This window comes from Thalassobacillus hwangdonensis, from assembly GCF_042675915.1.
Classification (GTDB): Bacteria; Bacillota; Bacilli; order Bacillales; family Halobacillaceae; genus Thalassobacillus_A; species Thalassobacillus_A hwangdonensis.
The window spans coordinates 951,561-965,237 of sequence record NZ_JBHTKL010000001.1 but is presented as its reverse complement, the minus strand read 5'-3'; the positions used below and the strand labels follow the sequence as shown (position 1 = coordinate 965,237).

The 13,677-nt window shown below is 44.9% G+C and carries 15 protein-coding genes; 10 read left to right on the top strand and 5 right to left on the bottom strand.

The window, feature by feature from the left end; all coding sequences use genetic code 11:
- Positions 1-219: 219 nt before the first annotated feature.
- On the bottom strand, positions 220-669 hold the full coding sequence (locus ACFQ2J_RS05145) for a DUF1569 domain-containing protein (RefSeq protein WP_386057191.1): 450 nt from the start codon (positions 667-669) through the stop codon (positions 220-222).
- A 291-nt stretch (positions 670-960) separates the two neighbouring features.
- Between ACFQ2J_RS05145 and ACFQ2J_RS05140 the strand changes: the two genes are divergently transcribed.
- A complete protein-coding gene (locus ACFQ2J_RS05140) occupies positions 961-1,224 on the top strand; it encodes a hypothetical protein (RefSeq protein ID WP_386057189.1) in 264 nt (87 codons plus the stop codon).
- A gap of 166 nt (positions 1,225-1,390) precedes the next feature.
- Here ACFQ2J_RS05140 and namA read toward each other — a convergent pair whose 3' ends face one another.
- From namA to ACFQ2J_RS05125, 3 genes are read right to left on the bottom strand one after another with little or no spacing between them, the layout of a single operon-like run.
- Positions 1,391-2,407 carry an NADPH dehydrogenase NamA gene (gene namA / locus ACFQ2J_RS05135; RefSeq protein WP_386057188.1) on the bottom strand — a complete coding sequence of 339 codons (1,017 nt, stop codon included), beginning with the start codon at positions 2,405-2,407 and terminating at the stop codon, positions 1,391-1,393.
- Positions 2,404-3,564 (bottom strand): glycosyltransferase, encoded by a 1,161-nt coding sequence (locus ACFQ2J_RS05130; RefSeq protein WP_386057186.1) that lies wholly within the window; start codon positions 3,562-3,564, stop codon positions 2,404-2,406. The genes namA and ACFQ2J_RS05130 overlap by 4 nt, the downstream gene beginning before the upstream one ends.
- Before the next feature lie 23 nt (positions 3,565-3,587).
- On the bottom strand, positions 3,588-4,310 hold the full coding sequence (locus tag ACFQ2J_RS05125) for a glycerophosphodiester phosphodiesterase (protein WP_386058351.1): 723 nt from the start codon (positions 4,308-4,310) through the stop codon (positions 3,588-3,590).
- Positions 4,311-4,400: 90 nt separating this feature from the next.
- On the opposite strand from ACFQ2J_RS05125, the gene ACFQ2J_RS05120 reads away from it, so the two are divergent.
- From ACFQ2J_RS05120 to ACFQ2J_RS05090, 7 genes are all read left to right on the top strand, one after another.
- A complete protein-coding gene (locus ACFQ2J_RS05120) occupies positions 4,401-6,020 on the top strand; it encodes a M20/M25/M40 family metallo-hydrolase (protein WP_386057185.1) in 1,620 nt (539 codons plus the stop codon).
- Positions 6,021-6,125: 105 nt separating this feature from the next.
- Positions 6,126-7,103, top strand: coding sequence for an MBL fold metallo-hydrolase (locus tag ACFQ2J_RS05115; protein ID WP_386057183.1), 978 nt, complete (start codon positions 6,126-6,128; stop codon positions 7,101-7,103).
- A complete protein-coding gene (locus ACFQ2J_RS05110) occupies positions 7,096-7,890 on the top strand; it encodes an SDR family NAD(P)-dependent oxidoreductase (protein ID WP_386057181.1) in 795 nt (264 codons plus the stop codon). The genes ACFQ2J_RS05115 and ACFQ2J_RS05110 overlap by 8 nt, the downstream gene beginning before the upstream one ends.
- Positions 7,891-8,089: 199 nt before the next feature.
- A complete protein-coding gene (locus ACFQ2J_RS05105) occupies positions 8,090-9,364 on the top strand; it encodes a Y-family DNA polymerase (RefSeq protein ID WP_386057179.1) in 1,275 nt (424 codons plus the stop codon).
- Positions 9,365-9,505: 141 nt separating this feature from the next.
- The gene (locus ACFQ2J_RS05100; RefSeq protein WP_386057177.1) at positions 9,506-9,838 is read left to right on the top strand and encodes an iron-sulfur cluster biosynthesis family protein; all 333 of its coding nucleotides are present in this window, start codon (positions 9,506-9,508) and stop codon (positions 9,836-9,838) included.
- Entirely contained in the window at positions 9,835-10,059 is a 225-nt protein-coding gene (locus ACFQ2J_RS05095) for a YqkE family protein (protein WP_386057175.1), read from the top strand. Before ACFQ2J_RS05100 ends, ACFQ2J_RS05095 begins: the two co-directional genes overlap by 4 nt.
- A gap of 514 nt (positions 10,060-10,573) precedes the next feature.
- Entirely contained in the window at positions 10,574-11,815 is a 1,242-nt protein-coding gene (locus ACFQ2J_RS05090) for an MFS transporter (protein WP_386057174.1), read from the top strand.
- A 68-nt stretch (positions 11,816-11,883) separates the two neighbouring features.
- Here ACFQ2J_RS05090 and ACFQ2J_RS05085 read toward each other — a convergent pair whose 3' ends face one another.
- Positions 11,884-12,804: an aldo/keto reductase gene (locus ACFQ2J_RS05085; RefSeq protein ID WP_386057172.1), complete on the bottom strand. Its 921-nt coding sequence runs from the start codon at positions 12,802-12,804 to the stop codon at positions 11,884-11,886.
- 90 nt (positions 12,805-12,894) lie between these two features.
- Here ACFQ2J_RS05085 and ACFQ2J_RS05080 point away from each other — a divergent pair, with 90 nt between their 5' ends.
- Positions 12,895-13,434 carry an NUDIX domain-containing protein gene (locus ACFQ2J_RS05080; RefSeq protein WP_386057170.1) on the top strand — a complete coding sequence of 180 codons (540 nt, stop codon included), beginning with the start codon at positions 12,895-12,897 and terminating at the stop codon, positions 13,432-13,434.
- 97 nt (positions 13,435-13,531) lie between these two features.
- Positions 13,532-13,675 carry a hypothetical protein gene (locus tag ACFQ2J_RS05075; RefSeq protein WP_386057168.1) on the top strand — a complete coding sequence of 48 codons (144 nt, stop codon included), beginning with the start codon at positions 13,532-13,534 and terminating at the stop codon, positions 13,673-13,675.
- The last annotated feature ends 2 nt before the right edge of the window (positions 13,676-13,677 follow it).

Here is a 13,677-nt window from a genome sequence, read left to right as displayed (position 1 = left end):
AGTACAATATCGTAAAAGACAATCTAAATGAGCAGCCCAATTAGCATTGCAATTGGACTGCTCATTTTTATAGGTGTAAAGGATCTTATTACGCTCTAAGTTATCTCGAAATCAAGTTTCCTAAATAGGGGGCTTTACTTTAATAATGAGATCAGCTTTCTAATTTAGGTAACCGATCAGGTTACTTTGAGATGATACACTATAGTTAAATTCTTGCTATTAAACACCAAATTGCTTTAAATGGTGGTCAAGATGCTTGTAGATTCCTTTTCCCCATTGTTCGGAAGTAAGTTTTCCGAAAAAAGGGTGTGGGTGATCTGTACAAGCCTTTGGTCCATTTTTTTGAAATACTATTATTTTTTGTTTCAGTTTTTCTCTTTCTATTTCAAAATCTTTTTTAGATGTAATTAAAATGCTTGGAATAGTAGACATATTGTGGTCTAAAGGTTTGTCATTATAAAAGATTGGTTTCGCAAATCTACCTACTAATAACCCTAACCAACCTCTTTTAGGTGAAGAATAGCCCATAGCAATATCTTGGAAAGATGAGCAATGAGCTAACATTTGAGAGACATCCATATTCCCCCATTTCGGTTGTGAATTCACATGTAAATTTTCGATGCGATTTAATATTTCATCTGTATACGTGATCTCAAAAATATTATTCATAGGAATACTCCTTTAGTTTTTAATTTAAACCAAAAAATCTCCTTGATTATTTATTATATAGTTCAACGTCAACCTTACTTTATCCTTTTAACTAACGAATGCTTAAGTTTAACGTCTGCTTCAAGAGATCCCTGAATCAAGTAATTCAGATAGGGAAGCGTTTCTGTAGTAAGTAGAATTGGGGTTATAAAGAAATCGGAAGTTAATTCCGAAGTGTAATATCCTTGCTGCGTAAAAGTTTATATAATTTTGCCGATTGGAATAAACTATCTCCATAAAGGAGATGGTAGCGTGGATGTTAATGGAAAAATAATTAGAGGAGAGTTCGATCATCTCAACGGTGAATTTGTTTTAAATCAAATAAAGCACTTTACGACTCAATCTACCCTTAATAAAGACCAATTGGATACAATTTTTTACTATTTAAACAATCACAAAGATGAGGGAGATGGTCAAATTCTTACTTTAAATGAACAGATGCTTGTTTGGTTGAGTGAAGAAGAGTCGAATCAATTTATAGAAGACTTAAATCAGATTCGTAAATTCTATCAATAAATTCGAGATGAATGAGAGATCATTTAACATATATAAAAAGGAGCTTGGAAATCCAAGCTCCTTTTTATTGTGCTGTTTCCACTGTTGTAAAAGGTGGTGTCAACAGTGTTAAATATATATGTTTTGACATGCTTCATTAACACGCATTTGTGTTAACAAGGCATGCTTACCATGCACGATCGTATTGCGGTGGGCCTTGCAGTTCATATCCCAAATCATCCGCAGCCTGTTTCGCCCAATAAGGATTGCGGAGCATTGCGCGTGCAACAAATATCAGATCTGCACGTTCATTCTTCACTATTTCCTCTGCCTGCAGACCTGAGGTGATCATCCCTACCGCTCCGGTGTCAATGGAAGCTTGATGCTTGATTCTTTCTGCATACGTCACCTGATAACCAGGGTACACGTCAATTCTTGCTGGGACTACGCCTCCTGAACTTACATCGATCAGATCGACACCCTGATTCTTCATTTCTTTTGCAAAATAAATGAAATCGTCCATTGTATTGCCGTTTTCATCGTACTCATTGCCGGAAACCCTTACGAACAGTGGACCGTTCCATTCTGTCTGGACTGCTTCGATCACTTCACGGAGGAAAGCGTACCGTTTTTCTTTTGATCCGCCGTACTCATCTGTTCGTTTATTTGTTAAAGGAGAAAGAAATTGATTGATCAAGTAGCCGTGTGCACCATGAAGTTCGATGATATCAAATCCGGCTTCTTTGGAACGGCGGGCAGCTGCTTTGAAAGCTTCGACCACCTTCTTGATTTCTTCGGTGTTCATTTCAGTAGGCTGTTTGAACGAATCATTGAATGGAATCGCGCTTGGTGAAAAGATTTCATCTCTAAGGTTCGCTTTTCTGCCTGCATGTGCCAGCTGGATTGCTGACTTTGCGCCATGCCGGTGGATGCCTTCATTTATTTTGCTTAAGCCTTCGATATGTTCATCGCTCCATATCCCGAGATCCTGATGGGAAATTCGGCCTTCCGGAACGACAGATGTTGCCTCTATCATGACGAGCCCAGCTTGTCCCGCTGCTCTGCTTTCATAATGGGTGAGGTGGAAGGGTTGGACATGGCCGTCTTCTTGCATCGATGAGTACATACACATCGGAGACATGACGATACGATTTTTCAATGTGACACCTTTCACGGTATAGCTGGAGAATAATTTAGGATTCATCGGTGACCCTCCTGGTTTTGTTTGAAATGCTGCTTCATTTCTTTCAAAGAATAATGTGTACCCCTCCAATAAATCCCCTTATGTTTCCACGTAAGCCACAAGGACCGGACAATGGTGAACAGGATCAAGGAAGCAGATAGAGGTAGAAGTAACACGATAAAGATGGGGAAGTTTGTAAATTTCACTGTAGTCAATGAATACATACAAAGTAACAAAAAGCAGAGGGTCAGGCTAATGATTTGAATCGTCGGCCTGCCGATGATGAGCAGGATGAACGGCAGGATATGGGTAACAAACACTGCAATGATCGTAGCTGCAGCGGCTAGTATCGAATAATTGAAACCAGCAAATACATTCTTCTCAAGTCCACGGACAGCTGTCTTTAAATCAGGGTACCATTCAACTTTCAAATCACTTAACCCTGTAACGATTCGCTGTCTATATCCCAGCCGTTTCACATGCTGGCCGAATGCAAGATCATCATCCGGTCGCATTCGTAAGCGGCTATATCCGCCAGTTTCCTGGTAGCATGATTTCATAATCATCTGAAACGCACCAATCCCGATTCCTCCAGTGCGTTTATTCTTATTGGCTCGCCAAGGACGCTTAAGTACTGTAAAGCCGAACAGAAATATGGAAATGAACCCTTTCAACAGAGTGCTGCTGGCGGTAAACGCAGGAGCGACCGTCAAATGATCCGCGCATTCGTTTTTAATACAGGCAAGAGCCTTGGAAAGCATGTCCTCAGAAAAATTCACATCTGCATCGGCGAAAACGATGTAGGTTCCTGTTGCTTTTTCTGCTCCAACAGACAAGGCGTGATTTTTTCCGAGCCATCCTTCCGGCAGTTCCTTGATGTGGATTGGTTTGACGGATGCATGATTCCTTGCGATCGTGTCGATGATCTCATCGGTTCTATCGGATGAACGATCATTGACCGGGATGATTTCCAAGTCAACCTGCTTCTGTTTCAGGAGTGAATCAATCGTAGAAGAAATGGAATCCTCCTCATCCTTTGCAGCGATGACTACAGAAATAAGCTCCGTATGATTTTCAGCTGGAAACTTCTCCAGTTCACCTATACGATTGATTCCTGCCAGTATGTTCAGAAACAGCAATAGAGCAATTATTGTAAGGATACCCATCATCCAGACCATATCATCATCTCCAAATTCTCAGTTCAACTGAACATTTCCCTGTATTCGATGGCAAGGTGGGGGACATCGGTGAAGATCCCTGCACACTTCATCTTGAAACATTTTTTGAATTGCATCGGACGATTGACGGTGTATGTTCGAACTGGCATTTTCGCTTTACGTGCAGCCTTCATCGTCGTTTTGTTGATCAATCGGTATTTCAAATGTAAACACGATGCTCCTTGGCTTTTTGCATAGGTTGTAAGATCATTTCGATTTTTTGAAGTGAGGAAAGCAGTTTCCACTTTTGGATCGATATCATGAAAGGCTTTGATACTGTCTAGGTTGAAAGATGAAATCACAGTATCGCCCAGAAGCTCATAGTTTAGTAAAAGGTCATACACTTTTTGTTCAATTCCTTCGTAAGGAATCTTATCGGTCTTCAATTCGACATTTATCTTCAAATTTTTACCTTTTACCCACACGAGAAATTGTTCCAGTGTTACAATGGGGGTGTCTGAAAATTTAGAAGAAAACCAACTGCCGAAATCGAGTTTTTTAATATCTTCCAGTGTGTGATCCTGAACAAAGCCAGTACCGTTGCTAGTACGGCGGACGGTTTCGTCATGGATCAGCACCGGAACGCCATCCTTTGTCAGCTGGACATCGGTTTCTATGCCATCTGCACCTGCATGAAACGCAAGTTCAAATGCAGGCATCGTATTTTCGGGGGCTAGTTTACTGGCACCACGGTGGGCGTAAATCATCGTCTTCAATTGGTTCACCTCACTATAGGTTACTAATTAAAGATTGTGTGGCAACTTTCTGAAAAAGTCAATTTACAAGGAGTGACATCCATGGAACAGAAGTGGAACACAAAACAGCAACTGACGGATTTGCTTTGTTCATTGGTCGAATATCCGAGCATCACCGGTCAGCGGGCGGAAATCGCAATCGTCGAATACCTGCAATACTTACTTTCCGATCGTCCATATTTTATGGAAAATCCAGACCATCTGCAGTTGCACCCATTGAAGGATGGTCGTCAGCTGTTCACCGCTCTCGTGAAGAAAAGTGAGGCGGCTGACACGATTATTCTGCTCTCCCACATCGATGTCGTAGGGGTCGAAGACTATGGGGTATTTCAGAATCTGGCGTTCCATCCTAGGGAATTGACACAGGAATTGAAGAAGCACACCGATGAACTTCCGGAAGATGCTGCCAGGGACTTGAAAGATGGGAACTGGCTCTTCGGCAGAGGGACGATGGATATGAAAGCGGGATTGACCGTCCATCTTTCCATGCTCGAACAAGCGATGAACGGAGCGTTCGATGGAAATATCCTGTTGCTTGCTGTCCCGGATGAAGAGGTGAACTCGCTTGGAATGCTGACAGCTCTACCTGTACTGGACGAACTGAAAAAAGTGCATGGGCTGGAATACAAAGCAGCGATGAACGGAGAACCGATGTTTAGTTCTTATCCAGGCGATCCTGCCTACTATTATTACACAGGGTCAATCGGTAAAGTGCTGCCCGGCTTTTTATGTTACGGAAAAGAGACCCACGTAGGGGAGCCATTTGCAGGACTCAACGCCAATATGATGAACAGTTATGTCGCTGGTGAACTGGAGTTGAATGAAGCGTTCATAGAAGTGGTAGGGGACGAGAAAACTCCTCCACCTGTCAGTTTGATGCAGCGGGATCTGAAGGAAGAGTATTCCGTACAGACGCCCCAGTCCGCTGTTGCGATGTACAACGTTTTATATATGAAGCAATCGATTGCTGAAATCAATGATAAGCTGATGCATGCTGCTGAAAAGGCGAAAAAGCATATCCTCGATCATTATTATGCCAAAGCGGCCAATTATTTGACCGAAGATCAGTTGTCGAACCTCTCAATGGATATTCAAGTGATGACGTATGATGAACTGTATCAGGAAGCGGTGAAACGGGTTGGCAAAGGTGAAGTGGAACGAAGACAGAATCTGCTGGAAGCGCAACGGGAAAAGGGGGACAGGGATTTCTCCACATTGCTCGTTCAGGACCTTGCCGGACTATGCAAGGACCTTTCACCGATGATCATTCTGTTCTACAGTCCCCCATTTTACCCGGCTGTTTCATCCAATGACGATCCGTATATCCAGTCGATCGTCGAAAGGGTCAGGGAAAAGTCCGAAGATGCATATGGAATGAAGCTTGAGAAAAAAGAATACTTCCCAGGGCTCTCTGATTTGAGCTTCATCGGGCCGGTGTCTTCCGATTCCCCTTTGGATGATTTATTGAAGCATATGCCGATCCAGGGGAGAGGCTTTGAACTTCCGGAAAACGTGATGAAAGCGATCACGATGCCGATCATCAACCTGGGTCCACGAGGGAAGGACGCACACCAGTGGACAGAGCGGCTCGAGTTGAATTATTCCTTCGAATTTCTTCCGGAAATATTGAAGGATACCCTTCAGGAAATGTTCAAAGGCTAGCTGATTCCTCAGGTGAATAGTGTTCAAAACGATAGGAATTTCACTTTACCCATGATACAATGACAATAGAAAATGAATGACTATTCAGTTACTGGAGGCAGCAGGATGACAAGGCTTAAACAAAAAATTGCACAAATCACCGTCCCTACACCGTTTGCTGTTGGGGATGTCCATCTATACGTACTGAAAGGCGACCGGTTATCGATCGTGGATGCCGGTGTCAAGACGGAGGAAGCCTGGGAGGCTTGCCAGATTCAATTGAAGGAACTCGGGTATCGACCTGAAGACATTGAACAGATCATCTTGACGCATCATCATCCCGATCACATCGGACTTGTCGAGCGTTTTACTAATGCCAGGGACATCGTTGCCCATGCAAATGTCAACCCATGGCTGAAGCGTGATGAAGCCTTCTTTTCCCGATATGAAACATTTTTCGCCGGATTATATAAAGAAGCCGGGGTGCCGGTCCAATACGAACCGTTCCTGAAGGCGCTGAGAAAACCGCTTATGTATACGTCAGAAGGGGAAGTCACCCATACATTGGTTGAAGGAGATTCCCTGCCCGGGCATGAAGGTTGGACAGTGTTGGAGACGCCTGGCCATGCGCAAAGCCATCTTTCCTTTTACCAGGAGCAAGACGGTTCCTTGATTGCAGGCGATCACGTATTGGAACATATCTCGTCCAACCCGTTGCTTGAGCCTCCTTATCAGGAAGGGGAGGCGCGGCCGAAGCCGCAGCTGCAATACCGCCATTCTCTTGAAAAGATGCTCGATTACGCTATTCATACCGTGTATCCAGGACATGGGGAGGTATTCGGTGATCCGCATCCATTGATAAGGAAGAGGCTGACGAAACAGGCTCAACGTGCGGATCACGTCCGCCGTATCATTGGAAATGAAAAGATGACCGCTTTTCAAGTATGTGAACGGCTTTTCCCGAAACATATTGAAACGCAGTTCGGTCTGACGATGTCAGAGACGTTCGGTCAGCTTGATTTTCTTCTTGACCGTAAACTCATCGATGAAACGGAGCAAAATGGTGTGGTCTTTTACGAAAATGTGAGGGATTCCAATGAATGAACAAGTGAACGGAAAGAAAATCCTCATCACAGGAGCATCAAATGGGATAGGGATGTACCTTGCAATTCATGTTGCAAGGAATGGTGGAATTCCGATACTGGTAGCACGATCGGAAGGGAAACTTGAAGTAATTGCGAATGAGTTGAAACGCCGGTATGGAGTGGAATGCCACTGGTATCGCGCAGACCTGTCCAATGATGATGAATGGAAAGATGTCAGCGATCAGATTTTATTCGTTCATGATCGGATCGATGCACTGATCAACAATGCCGGTCTCGGTGTGTTCGATCGGTTCAACGAGTCTGCATGGCAGGACATCGATCGGATGCTCGAAGTCAACGTAAAGGCGGTCATGCGTGCTACACACCAGCTGCTTCCGCATTTCCTTCTTCAGAAGCATGGGCATATCATCAACATCGCTTCCCAGGCCGGCAAGATGGCAACACCGAAATCGGCGGTATATTCTGCAACGAAGCATGCCGTCTTAGGGTTTACGAACGCCCTCCGGATGGAAGTCCAGACAGAAGGAGTGTTCGTAACAAGCGTCAATCCTGGACCTGTCCGGACAAACTTCTTCAACGTCGCGGACCCGTCCGGTAACTACGCTGCATCCGTCGACCGGTTGATGATCGATGCGAATCGTCTCGCTCGTGTGATCGTGGATGCATTGTTCCAGCCCGTCCGCGAAATCAACCTGCCAAGATGGATGGAAGCAGGCAGCAAGCTCTACAACATGACACCTGCTACGATGGAAAAGCTGATGAAAAAACAATTCGAAAAAAAATGATAGGTCTGCCAGCATACAGCTGGCAGGCTTTTTTATGTACAATGATTAAAATGGAAACGACTCCCTCTTGAAAAATCGAACATATATTCGCATAATAGAAATAAGATAGGACTATTCGAATGAAGACCGTGACTCGCTTTCTGATGGTCTGTTCAGGTAGCTCCGCAATCGTGACTACTAGAAAAAAGGAGCATGAGGAATGAAAAATCCAGTGATCGACTACACTAAATTTCCGGATCGCCATGTGCTCTGTGTGGATATGAAGAGCTTTTATGCCAGCTGTGCAGCAATCATGCGCGGCCTTGATCCGATGACCTGTCATTTAGCCGTCGTGGCAGACACGAATCGGAAAGGGAGTGTCGTACTCGCAGCTTCTCCTGCGATGAAGAAAGACTACGGCATCCGGACAGGAAGCCGTCTATTTGAAATCCCAAGTGATCCGAACATCGTCATCGTGTCCGCTCAAATGCGCACCTACCTGGAAATTTCCTCTGAAGTGACACGCTTGTTCCATAAGTATGTCCCCCGCGAATCGATCCACACGTACAGTGTCGATGAAAGTTTTCTGGAAGTGGACGGAAGCAGCCGTATGTTCGGTGATGCCAGGAAGATCGCTTCCCTGATACTGGAGGAGCTGGAAGATACGTTTCATCTGAAAGCAGCCATCGGGATTGGGCCGAACATGCTGATGTCGAAACTTTGTCTGGACCTGGAAGCGAAGAAGAAAGGAATTGCAGAATGGACCTATGAAGATGTCCGTACGAAGCTTTGGCCGGTTGCTCCACTGAGTGAAATGTGGGGGATCGGGCCACGCCTGGAAAAGCGCTTGAACCGGATGGGCATCTCATCGGTCGGTCAATTGGCGACCTACCCGCTGGAGCGGCTGGAAAAGACTTTCGGAGTGATGGGCAATCAGTTGTTCTACCATGCCAACGGAGTGGACCTTTCCGACCTTGGTGCACCGATCATCCAAGGGCAGATCAGTTACGGGAAAAGCCAGATCCTCATGCGGGACTATCATGACCCGGAACAGGTCCAGCATGTCATCCTCGAAATGTGCGAAGAGGTGGCGAAGCGGGCGAGAAATAACCGGAAAGCAGGCCGTACGATCAGTCTTGGGATCGGCTACAGCAAAAATGAAGGCGGGGGAGGATTCCATCGTTCACGAAGCCTTGAGCAGCCTACGAATATTACGATGGACATTTACAACATCTGCCTGCAGCTTTTTGCGAGCTTCTATGAGCAAAAGACGGTAAGGAAAATTTCCATCGCTCTATCCAACATTGAAGAAGATACGAGTATGCAGCTCAATTTATTCGATATTGGAAGGGATCGGAAGCGGGAACTGGGCTATGTGATGGATTCGATTCGCGATAAGTACGGCAAGGATGCTCTCTTGCGGGCGGTTTCCTATACAGAAGCAGGTACAGCGCTGCATCGGAGCAAGCTAGTCGGAGGACATTACGCAGAGTGAAAGCAAAACGATTGCTCTCTGGCAATGTATTTTTTACACTTTAAGAAAGTTCAATTTTGTTAAAGGATTGGAAGTAGAAAATACGTAGAAGCACTTGGTGAAGGGTCGAGTTTTTCTAATGATGGATTCAGGAGTGATGGTATGAAACTTACTATAACGGAAGAGGCAAAAGCGGTATTGGAGCAGTTGAAAGGCGGACAACATGGCTATTTGAAGTTGTTTTATGATACAGACGGATGCGGTTGCGGTGTCAATGGTGTCCCAACGGTAAGGTGGGCGGCAGATCGTACAGAGTGGGACGATGAAGTGGAGAATGCCGACTATCAAGTGCTGGTCCATCGTCAGCAGGCAGTTTTCTTTGATGATCAGCTGAAGCTCGACCTCGTGCGAGGAGCGTTCCGGCTTTCGAGCCCACAGGGAATCCTGAATCCCGTAATTCCATCCAGCGAAGTGATGAAAGGAGAAGCGGAATGAGCAGGAAAAAGACAGAGCATGGTTCATTGAAGGACCGCTTGAATGAAGAGCTTCTCTCACAAATGAAGACGAAGAAAAAAGCGCTCGCAAAAGCTGAAGAAAAACGTAAAGAACAAGAACGGCAAGAGCGGATTGAAGAAAAAAAGCGCAGAGAAGCCAACAAAAGCTTCGAAGAACTGTTGAACGAAAGTGACATGGACTGGAAGAAATTCAAATCATGAAATCCCATAAGGCCTGGATCCATAACCGTGGAGAATGAACTATGATATGAAGCGGTTGCTGCAAATCCGTAAGCCCCGATCAAATTCGAATGAATTGATCGGGGCTTTCATTATTAAGAAGTAAACGTGCTCGTAACCGGTCCTTGATTGTTGATAACCATGCAGCACCTGGAAGCGTTCACCAAACACACATAAGGTGGCGGGGAACTGCGAGACTCCAGTGGGAGAAGGGGCTAGGCAAGACCCCGCCGGGAGTGAAACGACCGAGGAGGCTTGCCGGATCCCCCACAGGAAAGCGAGTAGTTCCCACGCCGCCCTTTCCACTGATTCGGCAACGCCCCCTAAATATCTCGCGATTGAGTGTTACATTATTCGTCTTATTGTTGAATAAACCTCTTAGAAAAATCTACAACGACGTTTAAGAGAATTTTTTATTTAAGAAAAAGGGAGGAATTGAGCGATAAATGACGAAAACAGAAAATATGGTAAAAAAAGGTAAAGGAAGGAGGGTTTGATGGCCAAAGCAAATGTTAAAAGGAATATGGGAGTAATTGTAACCAATCAATTTTTGACCGCACTGGCAGACAGCATTTATGATGTCGTCATCTTCTGGTATGTCTATGAACAGACGCAATCTGCGTTATTCGCTTCCTTCATAACTGCGATCAGCTTTGTCACCCAAATCATCCTCGGGCCATTTATCGGTGTATTTGTAGACCGAAGGGAACCGAAACGGGCGATGCAGCTGGGTTTCCTTATCATGGTGCTGGTGGGGCTGAGTGTCTCACTCTTTTATTTTTATCTTAACGATTACTTTATCATTCTTCTTTACCTTGGAGTCATTCTACATGAAATCGGGATGGTAACGGTTGGTCCAGCGAAGAACAAACTGCTGCCAAGAATCGTAGGAATGGAACGGATTGTGCAAGTGAGTGGCTATATCTCTTCCACTTCACAAGTATCGATCATCCTCGGCAAATCACTCAGTGGTTTTCTGATTGCAGCGATTGGCTTTATCGGCGTGATGCTTACACATTCAGTCGTATATATCGTCGCAAGTCTATTATTGAATCTTCTGATTGTAACGACTTTACATAATAAAGATATTGTAAATGAGTCAGCTGCAGCTATGGAAAAAAAACAGTTCAGTTCATATGTAGCAGATTTGAAGGATGCTTTCAAACTCATGCGATCACATCGCCCTTTATACAAGTTGATATGGATCGGGATGGTCCTGAATGTTGCTTCTGTCATCGGCCCCTTATTTGTGGTCATTGTCCAGGAGCAATACGGGGCAGGGGCTGTTGTATTCGGATGGTTTCACACCATAGGAGCGTGCGCAGGCATTTTAGTGGGGCTGTTCGCAAAAAATATCGTAAACAGTTTAAAGCCATACCTTGTTTTCGGTATCAGCATCACCTTGGCAGGAGTTACGATCCTGACAGTGGGGACGTTGACTGATTTATATAGTGGGATGGCCGTATATTTCATCATGACCTTTTGCCTGACTGTTTTCAATATCGCATTTTCTTCACTGATGATCACACTAGTGCAGGATGAATACAGAGGACGTGTAAAGAATTTGATGGGTGCGATTGCTGCATTCATGATTCCGGCAGTTTCCATCATTGGAGGCTATGTGGCTGATCAGTCATCAGCGAGCTTTGTTTATGTAATTGCAGGGATATGGGTATCCTTGTGGGGCAGCCTTATTTTCTTTGACAAGGATATTCGCACGATCAAGGAAATAGGATGATCCCGAAAAGTGAACAATCCCAAGGTGACCGGGACAGGACGCCTTGGGAATTGTATTTGATATAGACTCTATCGATGCTTGTCGTATTTGATCGGCTTGGTAAGTGCCTGAAGTTCACCGAATAGCTGCTCTGTCATAGGGGCAGCTTCCAAATAGCCCAGGTTCTCGTGCAGCTGATCAACGGAACTCGCTCCGAAGACTGCGGATGCAACTGCAGGGTGATGAAGGACATATTGGAGCGCCAGAGCATTCAGACTTCGCTCACCACTCGCATAATCGGTGTACTGTTCTGTGATGGCAAGCATTTCTTCCTTGCTGTATTGAAGGAAGCCGTCATCCGCTTTCTTGGTTGCGACTTCTTTAGCATGATCACTAAGCATCCCTTTTGCCAACGGGCCACGTGCCAGCACGCTGATATCATTCCCATGGAGAAAGTCGAGCATCTCTTCTTCAGGACGCCTGTCCAATGCATTGTATTGCATCATTACACTGACGATATTGGATCGCTTCGCATATTCTCGAATCACATTTGGTCGGATCGAGCTGATTCCGTATTCACGGATGACACCTTCCTGCTTCAATTCTTCGAAAGCCTCGATCGATTCATCGATATTGTCCTCGATTGTCCCTCCGTGAAGTTGATATAGATCGATATAATCGGTCCCGAGCCTCTGGAGGCTGTCTTTCACACCTTTTTTGATATGTTCCTTGGATGGATCCCAAAACCAGTCTTCTTTGTTACGGTCGAAATTGTTGCCCACTTTCGACCCGAGCAGGATATCCTGCCGGCGGTTTTTGATTGCTTTACCTACAATCTCTTCATTTCTTCCAAAGTCATAAAGGTCGGCTGTATCCAGATAATTGATCCCTGCGTCAAGGGCCTCGTCTATAATTCGGGAAGCTTTTTTCTCATCAGTACCGAGACTCATGCAGCCGAGACTGATTTCAGATAAGTAGAGATCGGATTTTCCTAATTGCCGTTTATTCATTATGTTCATCCTCTCAGAATGGTTTGTGGCGTGCAATTTTTCACACTATGTTAGAATAAGCCTAGAATCTGTTTGGAAGGGTGCTTCGATATGAAAAAGTTTGAAGAAAAAACAGTTGAAACGCAAGAAATATATGATGGGAAAGTCGTGAAACTGCAAGTGGACAGTGTTACTTTACCCGATGGCGCTACGTCTAAACGGGAAATCATCAAGCATCCGGGGGCTGTGGCGATCATTGCGCTTACTGATGATGACAAAGTAGTCATGGTAGAACAGTACCGTAAACCGCTGGAGAAGAGCATTGTTGAAATTCCGGCAGGTAAACTGGAGCCTGGTGAGGAGCCGCATGTTACGGCAAAGCGTGAATTGGAAGAAGAAACAGGTTATACGACCGACAATCTTCAATATATTACATCGTTTTATACATCGCCCGGATTTGCGGATGAAATCATCTACCTGTATTTTACGGATGAGCTTAAACAGTTGAAAGAGAATGTCGAAGGTGACGAAGATGAGTTCGTTGAATTGTTGGAACTCTCATTGGAAGAAGCAGAGAAGCTTGTGAAGGAAGAGCGCGTCCATGATGCAAAGACTGCTTATGCACTTCTGTATTTGAGAATGAGAAAATGATAGAAGACCTTCCTATCATTATCAGGTACCACTTGAATACCTTCCAGGTCTCGGACCAAAAACCTATCAGCGCCTAGTTGAAGCTTTTGGATCCGAAATGGCCGTCCTTCACCAGGCATCCTATCAAGCATTGAAAGAAGTAGTAGCTGAAAAGATAGCTTCGACGCTCCTTTCCATGCGAAAAGGTAAACTCCATATTACTGCCGGTGGAGGTGGCACTTATGGAAAAATCGTAGACTGACC